At 69.2% G+C, this 24342-nt stretch carries 17 protein-coding genes and 3 pseudogenes; 7 read left to right on the top strand and 13 right to left on the bottom strand.

The genetic code is table 11. The features are described 5' to 3' along the window. Positions 1-15 precede the first annotated feature (15 nt). From QEG98_RS41770 to QEG98_RS09100, 8 genes and pseudogenes are all read right to left on the bottom strand, one after another. On the bottom strand, positions 16-150 hold the full coding sequence (locus QEG98_RS41770; protein WP_410478107.1) for a hypothetical protein: 135 nt from the start codon (positions 148-150) through the stop codon (positions 16-18). Positions 151-177: 27 nt separating this feature from the next. Continuing rightward, positions 178-369: pseudogene (locus QEG98_RS41765) on the bottom strand (glycosyltransferase); the annotation flags it as partial. Positions 370-659: 290 nt separating this feature from the next. Next, positions 660-1115, bottom strand: a pseudogene (locus QEG98_RS09125) (glycosyltransferase family 4 protein); the annotation flags it as partial. Positions 1116-1140: 25 nt separating this feature from the next. Further along, positions 1141-2241, bottom strand: a complete 1101-nt coding sequence (locus QEG98_RS09120; RefSeq protein ID WP_316566428.1) for an NAD-dependent epimerase/dehydratase family protein — start codon at positions 2239-2241, stop codon at positions 1141-1143. Further along, positions 2238-3359 (bottom strand): NAD-dependent epimerase/dehydratase family protein, encoded by a 1122-nt coding sequence (locus QEG98_RS09115; RefSeq protein WP_316566427.1) that lies wholly within the window; start codon positions 3357-3359, stop codon positions 2238-2240. The genes QEG98_RS09120 and QEG98_RS09115 overlap by 4 nt, the downstream gene beginning before the upstream one ends. Positions 3360-3565: 206 nt before the next feature. Next, positions 3566-5359: an ABC transporter ATP-binding protein gene (locus QEG98_RS09110; protein ID WP_316566426.1), complete on the bottom strand. Its 1794-nt coding sequence runs from the start codon at positions 5357-5359 to the stop codon at positions 3566-3568. Positions 5360-5454: 95 nt separating this feature from the next. After that, the gene (locus QEG98_RS09105; RefSeq protein ID WP_316566425.1) at positions 5455-6237 is read right to left on the bottom strand and encodes a Gfo/Idh/MocA family oxidoreductase; all 783 of its coding nucleotides are present in this window, start codon (positions 6235-6237) and stop codon (positions 5455-5457) included. 211 nt (positions 6238-6448) lie between these two features. After that, positions 6449-7363, bottom strand: a complete 915-nt coding sequence (locus QEG98_RS09100) for an MDR/zinc-dependent alcohol dehydrogenase-like family protein (protein ID WP_316566424.1) — start codon at positions 7361-7363, stop codon at positions 6449-6451. 383 nt (positions 7364-7746) lie between these two features. Here QEG98_RS09100 and QEG98_RS09095 point away from each other — a divergent pair, with 383 nt between their 5' ends. Next, on the top strand, positions 7747-8211 hold the full coding sequence (locus tag QEG98_RS09095; protein ID WP_244171461.1) for a dual specificity protein phosphatase family protein: 465 nt from the start codon (positions 7747-7749) through the stop codon (positions 8209-8211). Positions 8212-8214: 3 nt separating this feature from the next. After that, complete coding sequence (locus tag QEG98_RS09090) at positions 8215-9978, top strand: hypothetical protein (RefSeq protein ID WP_316566423.1); 1764 nt, start codon at positions 8215-8217, stop codon at positions 9976-9978. 6 nt (positions 9979-9984) lie between these two features. On the opposite strand, the gene QEG98_RS09085 is transcribed toward QEG98_RS09090, so the two are convergent. Both QEG98_RS09085 and QEG98_RS09080 read right to left on the bottom strand, forming a co-directional pair. Then, positions 9985-10872: a beta-xylosidase gene (locus tag QEG98_RS09085; protein ID WP_316566422.1), complete on the bottom strand. Its 888-nt coding sequence runs from the start codon at positions 10870-10872 to the stop codon at positions 9985-9987. After that, a complete protein-coding gene (locus QEG98_RS09080; RefSeq protein ID WP_316566421.1) occupies positions 10869-11606 on the bottom strand; it encodes a TIGR04290 family methyltransferase in 738 nt (245 codons plus the stop codon). The genes QEG98_RS09085 and QEG98_RS09080 overlap by 4 nt, the downstream gene beginning before the upstream one ends. A 127-nt stretch (positions 11607-11733) precedes the next feature. Here QEG98_RS09080 and QEG98_RS09075 point away from each other — a divergent pair, with 127 nt between their 5' ends. After that, positions 11734-13710 carry an APC family permease gene (locus tag QEG98_RS09075; RefSeq protein WP_316566420.1) on the top strand — a complete coding sequence of 659 codons (1977 nt, stop codon included), beginning with the start codon at positions 11734-11736 and terminating at the stop codon, positions 13708-13710. A gap of 52 nt (positions 13711-13762) precedes the next feature. Here QEG98_RS09075 and QEG98_RS09070 read toward each other — a convergent pair whose 3' ends face one another. The 3 genes from QEG98_RS09070 to QEG98_RS09060 form a co-directional block, all read right to left on the bottom strand. Continuing rightward, positions 13763-14392, bottom strand: coding sequence for a GNAT family N-acetyltransferase (locus QEG98_RS09070; RefSeq protein ID WP_090484158.1), 630 nt, complete (start codon positions 14390-14392; stop codon positions 13763-13765). A 169-nt stretch (positions 14393-14561) separates the two neighbouring features. Next, positions 14562-16148: an IS1182 family transposase gene (locus QEG98_RS09065; protein WP_316564145.1), complete on the bottom strand. Its 1587-nt coding sequence runs from the start codon at positions 16146-16148 to the stop codon at positions 14562-14564. Positions 16149-16244: 96 nt separating this feature from the next. Further along, positions 16245-18845 (bottom strand): right-handed parallel beta-helix repeat-containing protein, encoded by a 2601-nt coding sequence (locus QEG98_RS09060; RefSeq protein WP_316566419.1) that lies wholly within the window; start codon positions 18843-18845, stop codon positions 16245-16247. Between the two features lie 714 nt (positions 18846-19559). Here QEG98_RS09060 and QEG98_RS09055 point away from each other — a divergent pair. From QEG98_RS09055 to QEG98_RS09040, 4 genes and pseudogenes are all read left to right on the top strand, one after another. Next, the gene (locus QEG98_RS09055) at positions 19560-20813 is read left to right on the top strand and encodes a right-handed parallel beta-helix repeat-containing protein (protein ID WP_316566418.1); all 1254 of its coding nucleotides are present in this window, start codon (positions 19560-19562) and stop codon (positions 20811-20813) included. 447 nt (positions 20814-21260) lie between these two features. Beyond that, positions 21261-23146 (top strand): annotated as a pseudogene (locus tag QEG98_RS09050) (glycosyl hydrolase family 18 protein). Between the two features lie 343 nt (positions 23147-23489). Beyond that, positions 23490-23621, top strand: coding sequence for a hypothetical protein (locus QEG98_RS09045; protein ID WP_316566417.1), 132 nt, complete (start codon positions 23490-23492; stop codon positions 23619-23621). 153 nt (positions 23622-23774) lie between these two features. Next, positions 23775-24269 carry a hypothetical protein gene (locus tag QEG98_RS09040; protein WP_316566416.1) on the top strand — a complete coding sequence of 165 codons (495 nt, stop codon included), beginning with the start codon at positions 23775-23777 and terminating at the stop codon, positions 24267-24269. Positions 24270-24342 lie beyond the last annotated feature (73 nt).

Genomic DNA, 24342 nt, shown 5'->3' with positions numbered 1-24342 from the left:
GTGAGCCTTCCATCCTCAAGGCGCGCCCAGCGCGAGCCCGGCGGGGTGACGGACCGGCCACGCCCGGAGCGTCGCGTAGAGCCGCAGGTAGTCCTCCGCCATGCGGCGTGGGTTCCAGGTCAGCGCGCGGGCACGCGCTTTCGCGGCCATGCGCTCCCGATGGGCCCCATCCTCGAGGAGTCCTCGCAGCGCGCGGGTCAGCCCATCCAGGTCCTCCGGGTGAACGAACACCGCCGCGTCCGCCCACACCTCTCGGAGGCTGGGAATGTCGCCCAGCACCAGGGCACAGCCGGAGAGCGCGGCCTCCAGCGCGGACAGGCCAAAGGGCTCGTAGCGCACCGGCATGGCGTAGATGGCGGCGCGAGCCATCCAGGCGGCGAGTGCTTCCGGCGAGAGGGGGCCCAGCGGCTCGGTGTTCCGTGCCCGGGCCACCTTCCCGCTCCCCGGGTGCCGCAGCTCGCCCGCCACGCGCACGGGGCAGGCCAGCCGGGGGCCACCGCCTCCAGCGCCGACAGGTTCTTGGCCTCGTCCCACAAGCGGCCCGCCGCGAGGACGAACAGCTCCTTGGGCGCCGCGGTGAAGGAGCCGGCCCGGCGCGCGTTCGGGATGATGCAGGTCGGCGGCAACAGCGGCCCATAGTGCCGTTCGAGCGCGCCGAGCATCGCCGCGCTGGGCGCTACCACGCGGTCCACGGCGCGCAGGCCGCTCTGGACCTCCCGCCGGTAGCGCGCATATCGCGCCGGCGCGGGCTCCCGAAGGACCGCCTCCCACCAGGACAGGACGCACGAGTGGGCCACCACCACCGAAGGTGCCCGCCAGGGCAGCGCGCCATGGGCATAGCCATTGAGGTGGATGACGTCGGGCGCCAATGCATCCTCCAGCGCCAACAGCCATTCCCCGGACGCGCGCACGTCCTTCCAGGGCGCGTCCATCCACTCCAGGCGATAGGTGCTCTCGTGGAGGCGCAGCCCCGGGACGGCCGCGGCTTCACCCGCCTGCGGCACCGTCACGGGCTCGCCCAGGGTCGCCAGCTCCACCTGGACGCCCGCGTCGGCGAAGGCCCGGCAGAGCTCCAGCGCGTAGGTCCACACGCCTCCCACCGTGTCGGTGGTCATCAACACGCGGCGGACGGCGCGCCCTCTAGCCTGCGTGGACTTCACGCGCCCCTCCCTGCCACGCCGCCACCGGCCGCTCGAGCATCAGGGTCCGCAGCCAGTCGTGGAGCCGGTCCACGCCCTCGGCGATTCCCACCTGGGGCGCCCACCCCGTGGCGGTCTGGAACTTGCGAGTGTCGGAGACGTAGTAGCGCTGGTCCCCCGTCCGCCAATCCTCGAACTGGAGCGCGGGACGCAGGCCGGTGCGCTGCGAGATGAGGCCCAGCAACTCCAGCAGGCTCACCGTCCGTGACGGGCCGCCGCCGATGTTGAAGGCCTGCCCCTTGAGCCGTCCGATGTGCTGCTGCGCCAGGCCGAGCGCGCGCACCAGGTCGCCCACGTCGAGGATGTCCCGCACCTGCTTGCCATCCCCGTAGAGCGTGAGGGGCCGGCCTTCGAGCATGCGCAAGAGGAAGTGCGCCACCCAGCCCTGGTCCTCGGTGCCGAACTGCCGGGGGCCGTAGATGCAGCTCATCCGGAACACCACCGTCCTCAACCCGTAGGCCCGCGCGTAGTCGAGCACGTACTGGTCCGCCGCGCCCTTGGAGCAGCCATAGGGGCTCTCGAAGTCCAGCGGGCAGGCCTCCCCCACGCCGTGACCGCGCAGGCCCGCGTCCCGAGGCTCGTAGCGGCTGGGCTTCTGGACGAGCGCCACGCCCGGCATGCCGCCGTAGACCTTGTTGGTGGAGGTGAAGACGAGCGAGGCGGGCCGCTCCATGGCACGCAGCGCCTCCAGCACGTTCAGGGTGCCGCCCGCGTTGACCTCAAAGTCGGTGACGGGCGTCTCCAGGCTGGTGGTGACCGCCACCTGGGCCGCGAAGTGGAAGACATGGCTGGCGCCGATGACGGCCTGCTTCACGGCATAAGCGTCCCGTACGTCCGCCGTCATCACCTCCAGCCGGGCGCCGTGCCGGGCCTGGAGCCAACGCAGGTTGTGCACCACGCCGGGGCGCGTCAGGTTGTCGACGACGCGCACGGTCCGCCCCGCGGACAGGTAGTGGTCCGCCAGGTTGGAGCCGATGAAGCCGGCCCCGCCGAAGATGACCGTCCTGTCCTCTTCCACCTCCCAAGGTTCCGCCGCGCTCATACGGTCAGCCCTCGCGCCTCGAGTTCCGCGCGCGCCTCCGCCACGCGGTCCGTCGCCACCTGGTCTTCGAGCCACGACGACAGTTCCGTGAGCCCGTCGTGGAAGGAGACCTGGGGTGCGTAACCCAGCAGGTCACGCGCCAGGGAGATGTCCGCGAAGCAGTGACGGATGTCGCCCATGCGATAGCGACCCGTCACCGCGGGGCGGAAGCCGGGGCGGCCCATCACCTCCGCGAGCGCCAGGGCCACTTCCTTCACGGTAATGGACTGTCCACTGCCCACGTTGATGACATGCGAGTCCGCCCCCGGCGCGTCGAGCGCCAGCGCGCAGGCGTTCGCTACGTCACGCACGTTGACGAAGTCCCGCTGCTGCAGGCCATCCTCGAAGACGAGTGGCGGACTTCCATTGAGCAACCGCGCGCCGAAGATGGCGAGCACGCCGGTATAGGGATTGGAGAGCGCCTGCCGGGGCCCGTAGACGTTGAAGAACCGCAGCGCCACGGTGGGGATGCCGTAGGCGCGGCCCAGGATGAGACACAGCCGCTCCTGGTCGAACTTCGACAGCGCATACACGGAGGAGAGCTCTGGCGGCTTGGACTCCGGCGTCGGCACGGGCGTGAGGGCTTCGCCTCCGGGGCCTTCCAGCTCCCACTTTCCATCCGCCAGTTGCTCCAGTGGCCTTTGCCCGCCGGGGATGCGCCGGCCATCTGGCGCGCGCGACAGCCCCTCCCCGTAGACACTCATGCTGGAGGCCACGACCAGCCGTTCAATCGGACGCTCGATGAGCGCTTCCATCAACACGGAGGTGCCCAGGTTGTTCACCGCCGTGTAGTGGGCCACCTCGTACATGCTCTGGCCCACGCCCACCGCCGCGGCGAAGTGGTAGACGGCGTCAACGCCCGCCAGGGACTGGCGGACCACGTCCCCGTCACGCACGTCGCCCACCACCAACTCCACATCGGTGGACAGGTACTCCGGGCGTCGTCGCGCTTCACCGTGGACCTGAGGCACCAGCGCATCCAGGACCCTCACGCGGTGGCCGCGCGCCAGCAGCGCGTCCGCCAGATGCGAGCCAATGAAGCCCGCGCCGCCCGTGATGAGAATCTGTCTTTGCCTCATGTCGCCCCCCCGGCGCACGCAGGCAGTCGATGTTCATCACCACCGCCATGCATTGATGAAGGTAGCCACCGCACCTGTTGGTGCTAGCCATCTGCTACCGACGTTCATCCCGGTCAGGCGCCTGCACGCGCCCCAGCATCATTCGGGCTGGCGCCCAGGGGAGCGGCCCCATCACGGCCGCACAAGGGCCGCCGAGGCGACGAGCCCTACGCGGCCACGGGCGTCAGGGGCGAAGGGGGCAATTCCGGGAGCAGGCCGCGCGTCTGCTTGCGCACCAGCGACGCGTAGTAGCCGTCACGGCGCATCAACTCCGCATGCGAGCCCTCCTCGATGATGCGGCCATCCTTGAGCACCAGGATGCGGTCCGCGTTCACCACCGTGGAGAGCCGGTGCGCGATGGCGAAGGTGGTGCGGCCCTTCATCAGCTCGCCCAGTGCGTCCTGCACCAAGGCCTCGCTCTCCGCGTCGAGCGCGCTGGTGGGTTCGTCGAGGATGAGGATGGGCGGGTCTGTCAGGAGCGAGCGGGCAATGGCAATGCGCTGCCGCTCGCCCGCGGACAACCGGTTGCCGCGCTCCCCCACCAGGGTGTCGTAGCCCTGAGGAAGTCCCAGGATGAATTCATGTGCGTGGGCCGCGCGCGCGGCGGCCTCGATTTCCGCGTCCGTGGCCTGGGGCCGCCCATAGGCGATGTTCCCCCGCACGCTCTCGTTGAAGAGCAGCGCGTCCTGGAGCACCACGCCGATGTTGCGCCGCAGCGACAACTGCTTGAGCGTCCGGATGTCGCTTCCGTCAACGCGCACGACGCCCTGGTCCGGGTCATAGAAGCGGCACAGCAGGCTCATCAGCGTCGTCTTGCCCGCGCCGCTGGGGCCCACCAGGGCCACCGTCTCCCCACGCCGGACGTCCAGGGAGATGCCGTTGATGAGCGGCCGGCCCGCGCCGGAGGGATAGGCGAAGTGGACGTCCTCGAACGTCACGTCACCGCGCATGTGCGTGATTTCGTGCGCGTCTGGCGCGTCGCCCAGCGAGTCCTGCGCGTCGAGGATGGAGAACACCTGGCGGATGGACACCGACGCCGTCCGCAGCGTCTTGTACACGCCGCTGAGTCCCTGCACGGGGCCGAAGAGCCCGCCGATGTAGCCCAGGAAGGCCACCAGGGTACCGACGGTGAGCTGCCCCTTCATCACCAGGAGGCCGCCCATGCAGATGGACGCCACACGCGCGACGAGCACGGTGGTGTTCTGCCCCGCCGTCACCGCCGAGTCGAACGCCACACCCCGGGTGACGACGGTATTGGCGTCACGCACGCCATGCAGGAAGCGCTGCTTCTCCCGCTCCTCCATGGCGAAGCTCTTCACGGTGATGATGCCGGAGAGCACCTCGTTGAAGCGGGCGTAGATTTGCGTCCACCGCTCCAGCAGCGACTCCTCGCGCCGGGCCTGCACGGGTGCGGCGCGCCGGGCGATGAGCACCGGCAGCGGCGCGAAGGCCAGGGCCAGCAATGCCAGCCGCCAGTCGAGCTGGAGCATGACGCCCACCGCGATGCACAGGTACACCGCCGCGGGGATGACGTTGAAGGTGAGCTCGGTGATGGCGCCCACGAAGCCCTGGAGCCCGCGGTCCATCCGCGTCATCAGCGCGCCCACGCCCTCCTGCCGGTGAAAGCTCAGCGGCAGCCGGTGCAGCCGCGACACGGTGGCCTCGTTGAGGGCGAAGTGCACCTGGATGCGGGTGCGCCAGGTGAGCCAGTTGGACGCGGCGCCCAGCCCTTCGCGCGCGAGCCCCATGAGCACCAGCAGGCCCACGCCCATCAGCACCGGCTTCGTGGCGTCCTCGCTGCCCAGGTGGTCGAAGATGCTCTTGAGGACCAGGGGCTCCAGGGCGCTCAGGCTCGCGGAGGTCAGGACGAGGAGCAGGATGAAGACAATGGTGCGACGGTAGGGCCGCAAGTAGCCCAGCGCTCGCCACATCGCGCCGCGTGAGACGGGAGGGGTCTGCATGGTCAGGCGAGGAACGGTGTTTCAGTCCCACACCTTCCGGTGTCCAGACAGAGCCCGATGCCTCCGCGTCTCGGGAGACGGGCATGCGAACGCTCTCAGGCGTAGAGCCTGTCGAGCGTCTCCGCGACCTGGATGAGCTGCTCGTTCTCCGGCGTGAAGCGCTCTCCTCGAGCCAGGCGGGTGGCCCAGTCCACGGCGGCCCGTCCGCCCCAGCCATCTGGCGGGTCGGCGAGCCGCTCACGCCCGGTGCCCCGGAAGGCGTCCGCCGTGAAGTCGTAGAACGAGCCATTCACGTTGCGGAACGACACGCCCCCTTCCGTCCCATAGAACGACGCTTCAATCACCGCGTCGCAGCCCGCCGACAGCTTCCAGGAGCAGGCGAGCTGGACGGCGGTGCCTCCCTCCAACTCCAGCAGGGCGGCGGCGTAGTCTTCCACGCCCTCCTCCCGGCCACGCAGCGGCCGTCCCTGGGCGAAGCGTTGGCTGCTCACCCGGCGGACGGCGGGGAAGTCGAGCACCCACAGCGCCAGGTCCACCAGGTGGATGCCCAGGTCCATGACGCAGCCGCCCCCGGCGAGCGACACGTCGTAGAACCACGGTTTGTCCGGGCCGTAGGCATTGTGGAAGACGAGGTTCACCGCATGCACGTGCCCCAGCGCGCCCGACTGGTGGTGCGCGCGGAGCCTGCGCAGCCCTTCCGCGTAGCGGTAGCTGAAGTCCACGCCGAGCAGCACGTCCGACCTCCGGGCCGCCTCCACCACGCGCCGGACTTCGTGGGCCGTGCGGCCCAGCGGCTTCTGGCAGAACACGGCCACGCCACGCTCCAGCGCCTGGATGGACTGCTCCGCGTGGACGGCGCTGGGCGTGGCGATGACCACGCCGTCGGGTGAGAGCGCGAGCAGCGCGTCCAGGAGTCCACCCGCTCACACCCCGGCGCGAGCGCCCGCGCGGCCTCGGCGGCGGCCTCCGAAGGGTCCGCCACGCCGATGACGTCCACCTGGGCCTCCTTCACCAGGGCCTGCATCCGGTGGCGTCCAATCCAGCCCACGCCCAGAAAGCCCAGCCGGGGGCGGCGCGTCACGGGAGCGATCATGGCGTGACCAGGGCCTTGAGGAAGCCGTCCGGCCGGGAGCGCAGGGCGTCGAAGGCGCGGTCGAGTTCCTCCAAGCGGAACTGGTGGGTGAAGAGGGGAAAGGGGTCCAGCGCGCCGGAGGCGACGGCGTCCACGGCGAGCCGGATGCCCTCCACGTACACGCGCGGGTCGCGTTCGTGCGCGTTGATGACGTCCAGGCCGCGCCAGTTCCACAACTGCATGTTCACCTGCCGGGGCCCGTCCTGGTGGTAGCCCGCGATGACGAGCCGGCCCCGCTCCCGCGTGAGTTCGCCCGCGAGGTCGAGCGGCCACTGCGAGCCCACGGCCTCGATGACGCGGTCGCAGAAGGCGCCATCGGTGAGGGCCTTCACGCGGTCGATGATGCGGCCGTGGTCATCCATGGGGATGCACTCGGCGGCGCCGTAGGCCCGCGCCAACTCCAGCGAGAAGGGACGCCGGGAGATGGCGAGGACCCGCGCGCCCGCGTTCGCCGCGAGCCGTGTCACCACCGCGCCCAGGAAGCCGATGCCGATGATGGCCACCGTCTGCCCCGCCTGGATGTCGCCGCGGCGGAAGATGTTCATGGCGCAGCCCAGCGGCTCTCCCGGAAAGGGCTTACCCGCGAGCGAGGGCGGGAGCACCACGGCCGATGACGCCTCCACCACGTCGTACTCCGCGAAGGCCGCCGAGGAGAGCGTGGCCACCCGGTCTCCTACGCGAAGGTCCGTCACCCCGCTCCCCACGGCATCCACCACGCCCCAGCCCTCGTGTCCGGGCGTCCCGGGCTTCATCGGATAGCGGAACCAGTCACGGCCCTCCCAGGTGGGCAGGTTGGAGCCGCACACGCCACAGCCCTCCAGCCGCACGCGTATGGCGCCAGGGCCGGGCTCGGGCCGGGCGATGCGGTCCACCCGTGTCCCTCCAGGCCCAGTAACCACCGCGGCCCTCATCAGTCCGTCCGACATCGCGTCCTCCCGTCCCTGTCCCACTCCGCGTTCTGTGCCCCCAGCGAAGCCGGAGCAACCCGCCCTTTCGGCGCATGCGGGGCGGTCGTGGCCCCGCCAACGCCCGCATCGTTCGAGCGCGGCCAGCCTGGACACCCTGTGTCGAGGGCCCGACGCGCGGAAGGGCCGCTTGCCCGGCCGCGCCGGACGTCGTCGTGGGAGCGCGGACACCTATCTTCCTTCTCGAAGGCTCAGGCGAAGAGGAGGCAGCCGTGCTGGGAAGGACACCGGAGTGGGCGCTCAACCTGGACGCCGTGACACCGTCGCTCGCCGTGGGTGGACGCTATCCCATGGAGGCCGCGGCCTACCTCGCGGGACCGCTTGGCATCCGCTCCGTGGTGGACGTGCGGGTCGAGGACTGCGACGACGAGCGGGTGCTTCGCCAGCACGGCATCACCCTCCTCCACCTGCCTACGCAGGACATGCAGGCCATCCGGTTGCCCATGATTCACGACGGCGTGGCCTGGGTCCGGGCGCGGCTGGCGCGGCGGGAGAAGGTGCTCATCCACTGCGAGCACGGCATCGGTCGCAGCGCGCTGCTGGCGCTGTGCGTCCTCGTGGAGGGTGGCCTGCCCCCCTTGGAGGCGCTGTCGCTCGCCAAGGACCGCCGGAACCTCGTGTCACCGAGCCCCGAGCAGCTCACGGCCTTCATCGCGTACACACAAGCGCTGCGCGCATCACGCGAGGTGCCCTGGGAGGTGCCCGGGTTCGATGCGCTCGCGGCCATCGCCTACCGCCACCTGCGCCAGGGCTGAAGGATGCTCGTCTACGGGAGCGCCGTGAAGGACGCGTCACCCCGGGAGCTCCTGTCCGCGCTCCATGCGCGCCTGCGGCAGTGGGAGGTGATGGCGCCGGGGTTGGACCGACATGCCGCGCTGGTCTCCCTGTTCATCGACTCCGGCTCGCTGGCGCAGGGCGTACTGGACCAAGACTTCGCGGAGCGGCGGCACGACGACCCCGGGCCGCTCGGCGCGGCGTGCGTCGCGCTGCCCTTCGTGCTCGCGCAGGCGCTCCAGCGTTCCTGGGAGACAGGCTTCGCGTCCGTGCCTCCAGTCCCCGCGGCCCCATTCCAAGCGCTGGGCCGGTTGCCGCTGCCGGAGCGCGTGGGCCTCTCCGTGCCCGAAGGCTACGCCTACCACGCGCTCTATCCCGAGCAGTACCTGGAGGCCGCGAAGGCGCTGCATCCTCCAGCGCCGCCCCTGGTGGTGGGCATCCGAGGCATCGGTGCGAGTCTTTCGTGCGCGGTGGCCGCCGCGATGAAGGCGCCGCCGCCCCTCACCGTCCGGCCCACGGGGCACCCGTACCAGCGCGTCTGCAGCCTGGGGCCCGGACTGGAGCGGGAGCTGCTGGCGCGCGCCGCGAACACGGACGTCGCCATCGTGGACGAAGGGCCCGGCCTGTCAGGGAGCTCCTTTGGCGCGGTGGCGGACTTCCTGGAGGACCACGGCGTTTCAGCGCGGAGGCTGTGCTTCTTCCCCAGCCACGCGGGCGCCCCCGGCCCCATGGCCAGCGAGCGGCACCGGACCCGCTGGGCCCAGGCGCGGCGGCACCTGACGGAGTTCGATGCGCTGTTCCTCCAGCCGGGCGACGCCCGGTGCCTCCTGGCCCGTTGGTGCGAGGACCTCACGGGCCGGGCGCACCGCCACCTGGAGGACCTGGGCGCGGGGGCATGGCGGCGCCTGCTGTTTCCAGACGCCCGTGAATGGCCGCCGGTGCACGTCCAGCAGGAGCGGCGCAAATACCGGGTCACCACGCCGCGCGGTGTGTTCCTCCTCAAGTTCGCGGGCCTCGGAGGTTTTGGCGAACACCGGATGCTGCGTGCCCGGCAGCTTGCCCAGGCGGGCTTCACCCCACCGGTGGAGGGGCTGCGGCACGGCTTCCTGGTGCAACGGTGGCTGGAGGACGCACGGCCGCTGTCCCGGGTGCCGGAGTACGGGCGCCAGGCGATGGAGGCCCAGGTGGGCGACTACCTCGGCTTCCGGGCCCGGCACTTCCCTGTGGACACGCTGGAGCGAGGCGCGTCCGTGGCCGCGCTGCTCCACATGGCCCGCTACAACACAGCGCGGGTCCTGGGCGAGGCGTCCTGTGCCCGCGAGTTCGATGGATGGAGCCGGCACCTGGGCACGCTCGCGCGTGAGGTCCGTCGCGTAGAGACGGACAACAAGCTCCAGCCGTGGGAGTGGCTGGTGCTGGCGGACGGGCGGCTGCTCAAGGCGGACGCGGTGGACCACCACGCCGGTCATGACCTGATTGGCTGCCAGGACGTGGCCTGGGACGTGGTGGGCGCCGCGGTGGAGTTGGGGTTCGACGTCCAGGCCGAGGCGCGGCTCGCCGAGCACGTGGCGAGGGCCAGCGGCCATCCCGTCAGCGAAGGGCTGCGGGCGTTCTACAGGCCCTGCTATCTGGCCTTCCAGTTGGGCCACCACCTGCTGGCCGCCACCGCGCTGGCGGAGACAGCCCCCGAAGAAGCCAGCCGCTTGCGGCGCGCGGCGGAGCGCTACGCCGCCCTGCTGCGCGCCTGACGAGCGTCACTGCGCATACCGGCGCGTCATCCGCGCGCAGAAGTCCGCGAACTCCTCCACCTGCTGGGGCGGACTCGTGTGGTGGTCCTTGAGGCCCCGGGAGCCGGGGGTGAAGCAGTACGTCAGCGTCACGTCGAAGCCGTCGAGCGCGCGCATCTGCCGGTCGAACCACGCCTCGGCGCCGGGCCGGTGGCTGTCCGCCCAGCTCAGGCCCGTGCGCAGCTTGCGGACGCCCATCTTCCGCAGCCAGGCCACGGCGTCATCCAGCCGGTGGTCCTCGAAGTGGAACCACTGGCAGATGCCCAATTGGGGCGTGTAGTCCGCGAAGTGGCGCATGGCCCGCTTGGGCGTGCCGTCCTCGCGCAGCAGCCCCATGTAGAAGTGCCGGTAGTACGACGAGCCCTCCGCCTCGCGGTGGCGTGTCGTCGCGGGCCAGGCCCTGGGCAGGTCGTAGAGGCTGTACCAGTGCACGCGGTCCACCTGGTCCAGCAGGAGCTCGGCGGTGCGACGCAGGCCGAACTCCTGCACCTCCTCCGCGCCGAAGGTGGACACACCCACCTCCGTCACCCAGACAGGGTGACGTGACACGGCGCGAATCTCCGCCAGGCGTTCGGGCCATTCGTCGAGCTGCCAGTGGTTCCAGTCGAGCGGGAAGCCATGCACCGCGACGACGTCCACCTCATCCAGGGCGCCCTGCGCGTCCATGCGGCGCAGGAAGGACACGTCGATGGGCGCCATCCCCCCCAGCACGCGCGGCAGCCGGGGGTTCTCCGCGCGCACCGCAGCGCCCGCCAGCCGCACCATCCGGGAGAAGATGGCCCAGTCGGCATCCAGCCCGAAGTCCCAGTGCGACATGTTGTTGGGTTCATTCCACAGCTTCACCGCCTCAATCATTGGAGCACCTCCGGGCGCGTGCTGCGTCGGCACAGGTAGATTTCCCGGGCGGGCCGCTCGAGCAATTCGAAGCCGGCGGAGCGGAGCATGGCCTCCGTGCATGCCGCATTGGGCACCCACCAGTTGGTGGGGTCTCCGGCATAACGGCGTTCAATGAAGTGCAGCTTCGGGAAGTCCGGCCGGTCGAAGACGGCGTGCTCGGAGATGGGGTAGTCCGCCGCCACCGGCCCCACCTGGGCGCTGCCCCGCTCCATCGTCTGGAAGATGAGCAGGTCCCTCACGACGTGTTCATGGAGCAGGTCCAGCGCGAGCAAGGGATGGCGCAGGTGGTAGAGCACGCCCATGAAGAGCACGACATCGAACTTCTCGCCCAGCGCGCCCGCTTCGTACACGTCGAGCTGATGCAGCTCCACGTCCACCCCCAGCACCTGGGTGGCGAAACGGGCCTGGGCCAGGTAGCGCGCGTCGCGGTCGATGCCCACCACGCGGGCCGCGCCCCGCCGCTTCATTTCGATGCTGTAGAAGCCCCCGTTGCAGCCGATGTCGAGCACGGACTTGCCCGTCAAATCCCTGGGGAAGACTCGCTGGAAGGTCCGCCAGAACACGGCGGGGAAGTCTCCCAGGGGATGCCGGGGCGCCGTCTGCACGCCATGCAGGTCCAGGTTGTGGAACCAGTCACCCAACGAATGCACCTGGTGTTGAAGCTGCTCGGCCGTCAACTCGGACGGGGTCATGGCGCCTCCGTCATGCAGGGGGAATCCATGACGAGGGTGCGCAGCACGCAGGAACTTTCCAAGTCAGGCCGGGCGCAAGGCCCGTCGCCTGTCGAAGCCCCCGGAGACGCGGCACTACCTTTCAGGCATGTCTCTGTGGCGGGTCCTGTTCGGCAGGCCCATTCCGAACGAGCGAGCGGAAGAGGAGAGGATTGGTCCGCTGACAGGCATCCCCGTGCTCGGGCTGGACGCGCTGGCCTCCGCGGCCTACGGGCCCGAGGCCGCGCTCACCGCCATGCTCGTGCTGGGCAGCGCCGGGCCGCGGTACATCGGCCTGCTCACCGGCATCATCGTCGCGCTGCTGCTCGTGGTGCAGTTCTCCTACCGGCAGACCATCGCCGCGTATCCCGATGGCGGCGGCTCGTTCTCCGTGGCCCGCGCCAACCTGGGCGTGAAGCCCGCGCTGCTCGCGGCCTCCGCGCTGGCGTTGGATTACGTGCTCAACGTCGCGGTGGCCATTTCCGCCGGCGTGGGCGCGCTCGTCTCCGCCATCCCCAGCCTGTTCCCCCACACCCTGCTCCTGTGCCTGATGCTGCTCGGCTTCATCATGGTGGTGAACCTGCGAGGCGTCCGTACCGCGGGCTCGGCCTTCCTGCTGCCCACCTACCTGTTCGTCGGCTGCCTGGGCATCACCCTGCTCATCGGCATCTGGAAGGTGCTCACGTCCGATGGCAGCCCCGTGCCCGTCGTCGCCCCGCCCCGGCTCCCGGAGAGCACGGCCATGGCGAGCCTCTGGCTGTTGATGCATGCCTTCGCGAACGGCTGCACGGCGATGACGGGCATCGAGGCCGTCAGCAACGGCGTGCCCATCTTCCGCGAACCCCGCGTGCGCAACGCGCACCGGACGTTGCTGGGCATCGTGAGCATCCTGGTGATGCTGCTCTGCGGCGTGGCGTGGATGAGCCACGCCTATGACATTGGCGCGACCGCGCCGGGCCAGGCTGGCTACCAGAGCGTGCTGTCCCAGGTCGTGGCCGCCGTCACCGGGCGCGGCGTATTCTATTACGTGACGCTGGCGGCCATCGTCTGCGTGCTCTGCCTGTCCGCCAACACGAGCTTCGCGGACTTCCCCCGCCTGTGCCGCGCGCTGGCGCTCGACAGCAACCTGCCTCCGGCCTTCGCCCACGTGGGCCAGCGCCTCGTGTATTCCACGGGCATCGTCACCCTGTCCCTGCTGGCCGCCGTGCTGCTGGTGGTGTTCAACGGCGTGACGGACCACCTCATCCCGCTGTTCGCGGTAGGGGCGCTGTCCGCCTTCACCCTGTCCCAGCTCGGCATGGTCATGCACTGGCGGCGCATGCGCGGACGCGGCACGCGGCGGTTCCAGTGGGTGAATGGCGTGGGCGCGGCCTGCACCGCCCTGGCGCTGGCCGTGGTGGCGACGGCCAAGTTCGAAGAGGGCGCCTGGATGACCGTCGTCTTCATTCCCCTGGCCTACGCGCTGCTCCGGACCTCCCGGCGCCACGCCGAGCGCATCCACGCCGCCACCGAGACGCCCCACCCCATCCCCGTGCAGCCGCTCGCCGCGCCCGTGGTGGTGGTGCCCCTCCGGCGTCTGGACCGGGTGGCGCAGAAGGGCCTGCGGCTGGCCCTGTCCATGTCCCCGGATGTGTACGCCGTGCAGGTCCGAGGACAACCGGACGCCCCGGAGCAGTTGGTGCAGCGCTGGGAGTGGCAGGTGGCCGCGCCTTTTCGGAAGGCGGGGCGGCCCGTGCCACGGCTGGACGTGCTCGTGCCGACCTACCGCCAGGTCGTGGACCCGTTGCTGGGCTACGTCCACAAGCTCGCCGCGGAGCATCCGGGCCGGTTCATCGCGGTGCTGGTGCCAGAGCTCGTCGAGCGCCGCTGGCACCACTTCATCATCCCCAGTCACACCGCCACGCTGTTGAAGATGATGCTCCTGGTTCGCGGAGGGCCCCGCATCGTCGTCATCAACACGCCCTGGTACCTGCGCGAGCCGTCGAGCCGGAAGAGACGCCTCAGACGAGGTTCTTCATGCGGACAGCCAGGTTCTGGTCGCGGCTCCCCAGCGGGTGGGCGCCTTGATTCGCCAGCCCGCGAATGAACCGCTGGAAGGCGAGCCGGAGCGCGAGGACCAGGCCCCCTGAGCAGAGGGACTACAGCAGCTTCTGCCCCAGCACGTCGAACGCTTCCAGGTCGCTCGCGGCGGCGGGGCTGGCCCGGTAGTCCTCCGCCAGGAGGGTCCAGAGCATGACGTCGCGCCACGAGCCGTCAGCGGCCTGGAGGCGCTGTCGCAAGGTGCCTTCGTGGGTGAAACCCAGCTTGCGGGCCACCGCGACGCTCGGCACGTTGAGCGGGTCGCAGTGAATCTCCACCCGGCGCAGGCCATCCAGTTCGAACGCGACCCGGACGAGCGCCGCCGCCACTTCGGTCGCGAGCCCCTGACCGGTGTGCTGGGCCGCAATCCAATACCCTATCTCCCGGCCCCCCTCGCCCACACGAGGATGCAGCCCGCAGCCGCCCAGGACCTCCGTCCCACCCCGGTCGAACACGGCATAGGTGAAGTCCTGTCCCAGGTCGAAGGTTCCGCGAAAGCGCCGCAGGACGGCGGCCTGCTGCTCCACGCTGATGGGGTAGTGCCGCGCCCAGTCCAACCAGGGGCGCAGGTGGTCGAGGCTGGCGTCGATGGCGCGGAGCGCACGCGCGGCGTCAGCGGGTGACCAGCAGCGGAGCAGGGTTCGTGCTGTCTGGAGGGTGTACGCAGGCCCAAAGGGAGTCGGAGTCATGACGAACCAGTGGAAGTAGAAGTGACTTTGGCCCCTTCCATCCCACGGAGTCTACGACAGAGACCGAAGCAAGACAGACCCAGAGCCACGGACTACGCGACGGCCATGGCAATGGCTCATTCAATGCCTCGACGCACTTCGCCCCGTCTAGAGCGTCGAACAGTTTGGGTCACGCCGCGCGCAGGTAGCGCGCGGCGACCTCAAGGTTTTGGACGGCCGCGAGGCGCCTGAGATCAAAGAGGTTGCGGCGCGTGCCTCGATAACGGGCCTTCGGCCCCTGGCGGTTGGCGAGATGCGCCAGGCGATGCTCGACACCGACACGCTCGCGGAGTTGTGCGCGGCCCGCGCGCGACTGCAGACGTGAGCGAAGGCGCTTCTGGAGCCGCTCGTCGTCGCCCATCGTGACGCTGCGCCCTCTGCCGGACGCCGCCTGGGTACAACTCGCGCGCAGCTTGCACGGCCCGCAGGCTTCCGGGTCGAATTGCACGACGGCGCCGGGCTCGAAGGGCTCCACCTCGCCAGCAGGGCACGTGAGGGTGCCGTCGCGGATGTTCACTTTGAAGTCACGCTTGCCGAAGAGTCCGGGCTTCGCGCTGACTCCTCGCCACGGACGGCAGACGACGTCGCCACCGCTGGTCAGCACGTCTTCGGTCATTGAGCTGTTGAGGTACGCCCTGTCGATGAGGAGGACGTCGGGGAAGAGCTCTTGGTGGGCCATGTCTTCCTGCAGTGCGCCCGTCGCCTCCTCTTCGGGGCGGTTGGCTGGCGTCACGGCGCAGGCAACCACGAGCTCAGTGTCGAGGTCGGTGCCGATGTGCTGCTTGTAGCCATTGAAGCGTTTGCTCTTGCTCTTGCGCCCGTGGCGCATGTCCGGGTCCTCGATGGAGATGCGCCTGTCGGCCGCCACACCCTGTCGAATCCGCACGCCGCCCTCGGGGCGCGGCTCGAGGTCCTGTGCCTTCACCTGCGCGAGCGCTTCGATGTAGCGCGTCAGCGGAGCAGCGGCGCACGACTTCGACTGCCTGGCCACCCAGGCCATGAGGCGGTCGAGCTGTCGGCAGAGCCGATTGAGTGCGTCGACCTTCGCGTCGGGCGCGCTCCAGTCGATGTCGAGGCCGGCCTTGATGCTGCTGGCCATCAGCAATGGCGCAGCGGCCTGCTGACACACCTCCTCAACGTCGGTGCCGAGCACGAGCGCCATGCTCTCGGCCACCTTGCGGCCTGCGTGGCCGAGCAGGTTGATGGTGTCCTCAACCCGCCCGGCCCCTTCCAGAGGGCGGCTGTCGACCCCCACTCGCAGCGTCTTCGGCGTCTTCTTCGGGTCGAAGCCCTTGGTTCGCTTCGCCACCTCGACGGTGCGCTCCAGCAGCCGACGGTCCATCTCGGTCGCGATGAGTCGCTCCCTGAATTGCTGCAGCCCGCCCTGGGAGAAGGCGGGCTCGTCCTCATCCGCGCCGAGTCGGTCCAACACCATCCGCCACCGGCTGTCCGTGCCCGACAGGCACACGGCTTCGGCGTCCGAGGCCTGCGTGTAGGCCTGCACCAGCAGCGCCATGCACATCATCGCGGGCGGCTGCGGCTCTTGGCCCTGGCCCGTCTGTCGGTACATCGCTTCGAGCTCGTCCTGAAAGGCCTCGTCGAACAACTCGTGCCGATGCTCGCGCAGGAAGACGAAAAGCTTCCTGCTCTTCCCCGCCAGCCTCAGCAGGCGCTGCTCCCGTGCGCTCTGCTCCACAGCCGGCTTCCAGCGTTCCATGCGCCACCTCCAAAGGTGGCGACCTGACCACGCGACGACAGCCCGCGTCGATCTCCTGCCGCTTGCCTGCTCCCTCGCCGTAACCTGATCGGCGCTCTAGCGCACCACGTGCATCTGGGAGGCACTCACCCCGTCGCCTCTCACCCGCACCTCCAGGGCCCCTGACTGTTCCGCACGGAAATAGAACACCGCTTCCTGCTGCGGTCCCTCCAAGGCCATGGCGCCGCTGCCATTCAGAGGCACCAGGGCCTGCGTACACGCCGCGTCCCGGAAGAAGGTCACCCCGCCAACGTTCCCCTGCGCCTCCACCACCAGCAGGGATGAAGCCAGGGCGGACAGATTGCCCATGGCATCCTGGCTCTGCACCACCAACGCCTCGGAGCACGCGCCCGCCGCCACGTCTTGCGGGGGTGTCAGGAAGGCCACCTGCGCCGCCGCGTCCGCCACCACGTCCACGTCGAAGGTGGCGCCCGGCAGGGTCTCCCTGGCATAGCCCGCGCCGCTGATGCGGTTGCGACTGATGACGTTGGCCCCGCCCAGGTCCGAGATGGCCGCCTGGTACGGCACGCCGTTCGCCACCACGTCGTGGCTCAACGTGTTCTCCACCACGAGCAACCGTGAGGATTGCGCCAGCGGACCACCATCCGCCTCCGCTTGCGACAGGTCGATGCCAATGTCGTTCGCCTCCAGCGTGTTGTCCTGGATGAGGATGTCCTCGCACACCGGGCCGCCGTAGTAGGCCCCACCCGCGACGAGGATTCCGGCCGCCACATAGCCAGTCCCCGTATAGATGTTGCCGGTGACGCGGTTGCCCAGCACCTGTCCCGTGGCGCCGAAGCTCAACTGGATGCCATTCCTGGCGATGACGGCCGACGGACCGCCGCCCTCCACCACGTTGTCCTCCACGGCCACGTCCACCCGGCCCGAGGCCACGATGCCCCCCTTCTGGTAGCCCACGGCGTGGTTGCGCAGGACCTCCACCTGGACCACGCGGGACGCGTCCTGGGCGTTTCGTACCTCGATGGCCACGCCCTCCTGGCAGCTGCCCTCGCCCGCGTCCTGGTGCAGCGCGCGCACCTCGCTATCGGTGATGGAACCACTCGCCCCGGTGAAGCGGATGCCACTCAAGCCGGCCTCGCCCGCATCACACAGCAGGTCCGACAGGCCGCGTGCCGCCACCGTCACGTCGTGGACGTGGGCCGTGTCTCCTCGGTTGCGGAGCACGGCGCCCTGGAAGCGGCCGCCTTCGGGGTCCACCGCAGTCACCACGTGCCCGGCGCCGTCGAAGGTGACTCCGTCCGGGATGTACAGCGTGCCCTCCGTCGTGCAGTCCGCCGTCAACGTCACACGGCCGTTCTCCCACCGGGCGGAGCAGGGAGGAAACGCCCCACAGCGCCGGTCGTCCCAACGAATCCGGAATACGTGCGCCGCGCTCATCCCCGAGACATTCGTGACGGTGAGCCGCACGGAGGGCTCCACGCCCGCCGGGACACAGGACAGCGCGGACCAGGGCACCTCGCTCCGCGTCCCGTCCTGGGTGGCGGCTCCCAGGAGGCCGGTGTTCGCGGACCACTGGAAGGTGAGAGCCTCGCCGCGCGGATCCTCCGCCACCGCCTGGAGCAGGACGGGCTCCGCGCTCACGGCCTCCGTCCGCGACTGGGCCGTGGAGACGATGATGGGCGGCAGCCGCTGCACCACGCACACGGCGACCGAGCCCACGTGCTCACCGCCTCGGCCATCCCGCATCGTGACGTGGAACTGGCACGCGCCGCAGGCTCCCGAGGGCGGAGTGGACGGCGTGAAGCGAGGCGACCGCGCGCTCGCGTCATCGAAGGTGCCTTCGCAACTGGCCGTCCATGCGTAGGTGAGCGTGTCTCCGTCTTCGTCCCAACCTTCCGCCTGCAGTTGCAGGGAGTCGCCATACTGGACCTCACCAGAAGGGAGGGAGCCCAACTCCACCATCAACGGCCAGCGATTGAAGGCGGCCACGCTGTCCGCTCCGAAGCCATGGTCCCGGGCCACTCGCACGGGGAAGTCCAGCGTGGCCCCCTGGCCCACCGCGTTCGTCACCTGGAGCGTCAAGGTCACGAAGCCGGACGCATCTGGCGCCGTCCAGACCGGCGCCACGGCGCTGGCGTCGCTGAAGCTTCCAGCCGAGGCCCGCCAGGCATACGTGAGCGCCCCATCCCCGGACGCGGCCTCCGCCACCGCGCGCAGCGCCACCTGCCCTTCGGGCCGGACCTCCGCCAGCGAGCCCACCACCGCGTCGATGAAAGGCGCTCCGGGCACGCCGGAACTGGGGGCTCGCGGGACCAGGACGACCAGCGCCGTCCGGTGCGCGCCTATCACCAGGTTCGGGATGTCGATGTGCGCCAGGACCTCACCGCCATCACCTCGGACGGTCGCACTCGCCTCAGTCGCTCGTCCGGAGGCAATCCGCCGCACCAGCCCCTGCCACAGGCCGTCTCCGCCAGAGAGCACCGCGCCCGCTTCTTCTCCTTCCACGGGCGTGAGCGTGGCACGGACCTCCGTGACGGGCCCGGGCGTCAGCGTGCGCGGCAGCACCACCATCACCCGCGCCGACGCGGAGGGCTCCAGTTGGATAGGCAGCGGGTCCTCCAGGTGACACCCCGCGGTGACGAGCAGCAACAACACGCCCGCGAGGCGCCAGGGGTTCTGCGTGTCCAAGAACGTCATGACGGCATCCTCCGGCGGGAAAGGAATTCGAAACGTTACCGGGAGCCTCCCGGCGGCGCGAGGCCCCTGCCTCCCATGCAACGCGTCAGCCGACGTTCCGGGGAGCCCCCCTGCGGGGCACCCTCCCGTCAACTGCGCGACGTGGACACTGACGTCACCGCGTCAAGCGTTGCCAGGGCCTGTCCCCCATGCTCAAGCGGCCCGACTGAAGGCCCGCGCCCAGCGCCACGCCCTGGCCCGGCTCGCGGTTCCCGGGGCGCCATCCTACCTTTGCCCCTCCCGCGTTCCGTCGCGCGCCAATCACATCCACCCCCTTCTGGACATCTCACCTGGACCCGAGCAGCGGCGACTGTCCACATCCAGCGCCATCGCCATCCGTGGAGTCCATATGACGCTGCACGACTTCACACTATCGAGTCCCTCTCACTGAGCACCCGCTCAGAGAGAGGAGCGTTCATGAGTCGAAATCGATGGCGATGTTTCGGAAGCCTTCTGGTTGGAACCCTGTCACTGCCAGTCGTGGGGTGCTCGGGCGAGGAACCCAGTCACGAAGAGCTCCACAGCAGCCCCAGTGAAGACCTCCACACGGCAGCGCTGAGCACGGAGTCCCCCCAAGAGGGCTTCCAGGACCCCACATGCGGGTACATTCCCTGCCCTGTCATCCAGAATGGAAACGTTCTGACGCTGGCGGGCAACTGCGCCACCTACTCCACCTTGCTCATTCCGGATGGGTACGTCCTGGATGGGGCAGGGCACTTCGTCATGGCGCTGGACCCTCCGGGAGACAGCTTCAAGGGCGCCATCGCGCGCAACTGCGGCAGCAGCGCGTCCTACGTCAATCTCAGGCTCATGATGGTGAATCTTTCAAACGTCTGCGACACGGGCGACGACGCACTCGCCGGGATCCGGTTCGACAATGCTTCCGGCTCCGTCATCAGCACCCAGATCTTCAACATCCGGCAGGGAGACGGAACCGGAGGCTGCCAGGAGGGTGTTGGCGTCTTGATTCGCAATCAGGACACCCTGGGCCCGATTCAGTTCGTCGGTGTGCAGAACAGCCTCCTGCTGGGCTACCAGAAGGCCGGAGTCGTCGCGACTGGCAACGTCTCGGTGAACATCACCGCGAACCGGTTCGTGGGCTCGGGGCCCATTGGCAATATCGCCCAGTCAGGGGTCCAGGTCGGGCTGGGCGCCACCGGCCAGATCGTCAACAACTCCATCTCCGGGCATTCCTACACCGGCGACGGCGTGGCAAGCGGCATCCTCGTCTACGGGGGGGCGCTGTACGGAGGCCCGTTGTCCTCGAACATCATCATTCAAGGCAACCAACTGTTCAACAACGACATCGGCGTCTACCTGTCCCAGGGCGACGAGAATGAAAACCCTCCGGCGGTGCAGACGAACATCCAGGTCGTGGACAACCTGATCCACTTCGACGGTGTGACGAATGGCTACGTCTACCAGGCCGGTATCTCGGACCTGGGCACGGCCAATGTCATTCACTCCAACATCATCACCGGCTCGGGGTATGACCCGGCCACCCTCCCCGGCTCCACCTTCGCCGTGGATGTGCTCGCGGGTCCGGCAGCAAGCCTCGCCTTCCGCAATCCGCCTCGGCAGGTCCCCGTGGGCCTCTGCTCCGGCCCGCTCATCGTCCAGACCCAGGACGTGAGCGGGAACCTGGCCGTGCCCGCCATGACGGGCTTCAACATCACCTCAGCGGGCCCGGCCTCCCCCGGCATCCAGTTCTACGCCGACCCCGCCTGTGCGGGCCCCGCGGTGACGACGCTCGACCTGGGGAACCCCCAGGCCCAGGGCCGCTTCTACTTCCGAGCCACCACGCCGGGCAGCGTCACCGTCTTCGTCTGGAATTCGGACTGGACACAAGGCCAGACGCAGCAGGTCTTCATCCCCCTGGAATCGGCGCCACCGCCCGCCGGCGCCCTGCGGCTGGAGCCGCAACACTGACGTGATGCCCGGGTGGCCAGACGGCTCGCTCACGCGCTGGCCACCCGGGCCGCCAGCAGCAATAGACATACAAATACAACTCACCATCAAGACATCCCGGAACGAGGCGACCGCGCCTGGCCCTGTTCGAAAGCAGTGGCTGCGCTGGGCCGACTGAGGGAATGTCACCGCATCCCTGACCCCGCGAGGCGCCTGTCCGGCGCCCGGATGCGGAATCCGAGACACCTCCCAGATAAATAAATTCCCACTGTCACATTGACAGTGATTGAGGCGACCTTGGGGAGGGCTTTGCCATGAAGGGCTCCTCCCCCAGGTTGCCCGAGGCCCGTCAATCTCAGTCAGGCAACGAGACCGTGTAGCACGGCTCACCGCGAGTGAGCGAGGAATTCCGACGGGCCTCGACAGGAGAAGCGAATGAACCGGTTGGTCGTATGGTTGGTTTCATGGATGGCCATGGTCCTGGCTTCTGGCGGCAGCGCGGCGTGGGCCGCCCAGGCGGAAGCAAGGCCTCCCGCGGCAGTGGTTGACGGGAACGAAGGCGAGCCCCCCGAGCTGGTCCCCGTCACGACGAGTTGGATCTACCGCGATGCCATGGAAGCACCGTGGCAGGACTACTCCTGGGCCCCCCACTCACTCACCAACACCTCCCCTGTCGCGGCGGGGCGCTACTCCATCTCCGTGACGATGCGCGCCTGGGAGGCGCTGTATTTCAATACATCGCCGCTCACCTCGAACGCGGGCATGACGCTCACCCTGCGCGTGCATGGCGGGACGGGCGGCAACAACGCGGTGGTGTTGACCCGGGCCGTGGTGAATGGCGCCTTCACGCCTGGCACCGAGCTGGGGCCGTACTGCACCGGAGGCCGCATCCGCGCCAACACCTGGGTGACGTGCACCGTTCCCATCTCCCTCCTGGCGCCGCAGGGGGCACGGCTGACGGGCCTGGTTCTCCAGGAAGGCCGGGGACTGAGCCTGCCCACGCTCTACTTCGACGAGCTGGGCGTGCGTGGCATGGCCGCGCCGCCTCCACCCGTGGAGGTGGCCATCACCCCCACCTCCGCCACGGTTCCGGCCGGGGGACGCAGGCCTTCACGGCCACGGTGACGGGCAGCACCAACACGGCGGTGACGTGGTCCGTGCAGGAGGGCGCGGCGGGAGGCACCGTCACGCAGGCGGGCCTGTACACCGCTCCGGCCATCGCGGGCACCTACCACGTGGTCGCGACGAGCCAGGCCGACCCCACGAAGTCGGCGGTGGCCACCGTCACCGTCCCGAACACGCCCCCGCCGCCGAGCGGCACGTGGGTGTCGGGTTACTACACCGGCTGGAACGCCGACATGTACCCGCCGGAGAAGGTGGACTTCTCCGCGCTCACGCACATCCTCGTCGGCCGCGTCACTCCCAATCCGGATGGGACGGTGAACACCCAGTTCGACAACTCGAATGGCCCGGCCATCGCGCGGACGCTGTCCACGCGGGCGCACGCGGCCGGACGCAAGGCCATCATCATGGTGGGCGGCGCGGGTGAGCACGACGGCTGGGTGGGCGCGGCGTCCAACGCGAACCGCGCCCAGTTCGTCCAGAACCTGCTCAACGCGATGGATACCTTTGGCTATGACGGCCTGGATATCGACTGGGAGCCGGTGGAACAGGCGGACAAGCCGGCGTTGCTCGCGCTGATACAGGCGCTGCGCACGGCCCGGCCGCAGATGCTGCTCACCATGCCCATCGGCTGGGTCAACAGCAACTTCCCCGAGGATGCGGACCCGTGGTTCACCAACCTGGTCCCCTACCTGGACCAGATGAACGTGATGACCTACGAGATGACGGGCCCCTGGGGCGGCTGGCTGTCCTGGTACACCTCCGCGCTCACGGGCGAGTCGGGCAACCACCCCACGTCCGTATCCTCCAGCCTCAGCGCCTGGGCCAACGCGGGCATCCCCAAGAGCAAGCTGGGCATGGGCATCCCGTTCTATGGCATGGCGTGGCGGAACATCACCGGCCCGTATCAGCCGTACACGGACTGGTCCGACTACGTGGGCAGCGACAATTCCTTCACATACAGCAAGATTCTCCAGCTGTCGGCGACGGGCGTCTACCACTGGGACGAGGCGGCGAAGGCCAGCTACGTCACCTTCGACGTCCCCGTGGAGGACGGCACGGTGCGGTGGATTTCGTATGACTCACCCCAAACCATTGCCGCCAAGGGCGCCTTCGCCCATGACAACGGATATGGAGGCACCATCATCTGGACCATCAACCAGGGATGCACCGACCCACAGACTGGCGCCAATCCGCTGCTCGACGCGGTGAAGGACGCCTTCCTGCCATGACCCGGCGAGGGCAAGGGACCGCGCTGTGCACGCAGCGTGGCCCATGACTCCACAAGAAATGCCCTCCCTGGGGTGTCAAAACGCCCCCCGTGTGAAGCAACGGCCACTGCCGACACGCGCGGGCATTGACCAGACACCATGGCACCTGTTCCCGGGGGCGCGAGCGCCGTGCTCGCCTGCCCCCGCGACGGGGACACGAATCTTCCCACCGACACCCTTGGAACGGCACCCCGATTGCTTATGGCTGCCCACGATGGATGCGTGACTGTCTACAGCGGGCATCGCGAGCGCCAGGGCAGCACATGGGGGCAGAAAGAGCGCGGTGGCGGAGTCGCTGAGGGGCTTGGGCAACGACACGAATGACGGCGTTCGCACGCTGGTGAGCGACAGGAAGGCGCTCTACGTCGGCACCGCGAACCCGATGAATCTCCATCCGGACGGCGGCTGGGAGCTCCTCCAGCTGAAGAAGGACTGAGGCGGCCCTCCCCGGCCGAGGCCCAGGCCCACAAAGCCTGGGCTTCGGCCGGGGTGCCAGGAATGGAGAATTCCTATCGGAGTGCAGTCAAAACTCCGTGTCAACTCATGGGGGGTGGATTCACAAACGTGGAGGACGGACTAAATAGGCCGCATGACCCTCTCCTCCCCGCTTTCCATTGCCGCCCTGAGTCTGTCTTTTCTTGCGCCGATGTCTGCCCTGGCGTCCGGGAACACGGTCACCAGCCAGTATGTGGACGTCTCCGCCTACCTGACGTCGGAGGCGGACATCGAGGCGTGGTACCAGCTCCGCGCCTCCCTCAAGCAGAACTTCGATGACATCTGTGGCGACACGTTCTGCGAGGGCGAATACAGCAACATCGAGTCGCTGCGCTTCCGCTGCTCCGTGAATGCCCTGACGGGCCGGATGGGCCAGTGCGTCTGGGTGTTCGCCGCCAGCAACGAGGAAGTCGACCCGGCGACGGGCGCGGTGACGGTGGATGCGCGGACCTGGGCCTGCCAGGTGCCTGTCGCCCCGCGCACCACGATTCAGGAGTTCCTGACGGCGCTCGCGGGCCCGGCGCCGCTCTACGCCACGCTGCCGCGCACCCAGACCACCCTCTACGAAGGTCTGGGCAACTGCCTCTGAGTCACGGCGACGCGGAGTCCAAGGGCGCCCCCTTACAAAAGGAGGCGCTCACCGGTGCGTCGGTCAAGACGCA

The organism is Myxococcus sp. MxC21-1, from assembly GCF_032612255.1.
GTDB classification, from domain to species: domain Bacteria; phylum Myxococcota; class Myxococcia; order Myxococcales; family Myxococcaceae; genus Myxococcus; species Myxococcus virescens.
The sequence above is the reverse complement of the archived record's forward strand: the minus strand, read 5'-3'. Positions and strand labels throughout refer to the sequence as shown.

Coding starts and splice junctions, on each gene's coding strand:
- QEG98_RS41770 (WP_410478107.1), bottom strand. CDS start 150: ATGGCCGCGAAAGCGCGTGCCCGCGCGCTGACCTGGAACCCACGCCGC.
- QEG98_RS09120 (WP_316566428.1), bottom strand. CDS start 2,241: ATGAGCGCGGCGGAACCTTGGGAGGTGGAAGAGGACAGGACGGTCATC.
- QEG98_RS09115 (WP_316566427.1), bottom strand. CDS start 3,359: ATGAGGCAAAGACAGATTCTCATCACGGGCGGCGCGGGCTTCATTGGC.
- QEG98_RS09110 (WP_316566426.1), bottom strand. CDS start 5,359: ATGCAGACCCCTCCCGTCTCACGCGGCGCGATGTGGCGAGCGCTGGGC.
- QEG98_RS09095 (WP_244171461.1), top strand. CDS start 7,747: ATGGAGGCCGCGGCCTACCTCGCGGGACCGCTTGGCATCCGCTCCGTG.
- QEG98_RS09090 (WP_316566423.1), top strand. CDS start 8,215: ATGCTCGTCTACGGGAGCGCCGTGAAGGACGCGTCACCCCGGGAGCTC.
- QEG98_RS09085 (WP_316566422.1), bottom strand. CDS start 10,872: ATGATTGAGGCGGTGAAGCTGTGGAATGAACCCAACAACATGTCGCAC.
- QEG98_RS09080 (WP_316566421.1), bottom strand. CDS start 11,606: ATGACCCCGTCCGAGTTGACGGCCGAGCAGCTTCAACACCAGGTGCAT.
- QEG98_RS09075 (WP_316566420.1), top strand. CDS start 11,734: ATGTCTCTGTGGCGGGTCCTGTTCGGCAGGCCCATTCCGAACGAGCGA.
- QEG98_RS09070 (WP_090484158.1), bottom strand. CDS start 14,392: ATGACTCCGACTCCCTTTGGGCCTGCGTACACCCTCCAGACAGCACGA.
- QEG98_RS09065 (WP_316564145.1), bottom strand. CDS start 16,148: ATGGAACGCTGGAAGCCGGCTGTGGAGCAGAGCGCACGGGAGCAGCGC.
- QEG98_RS09060 (WP_316566419.1), bottom strand. CDS start 18,845: ATGACGTTCTTGGACACGCAGAACCCCTGGCGCCTCGCGGGCGTGTTG.
- QEG98_RS09040 (WP_316566416.1), top strand. CDS start 23,775: ATGACCCTCTCCTCCCCGCTTTCCATTGCCGCCCTGAGTCTGTCTTTT.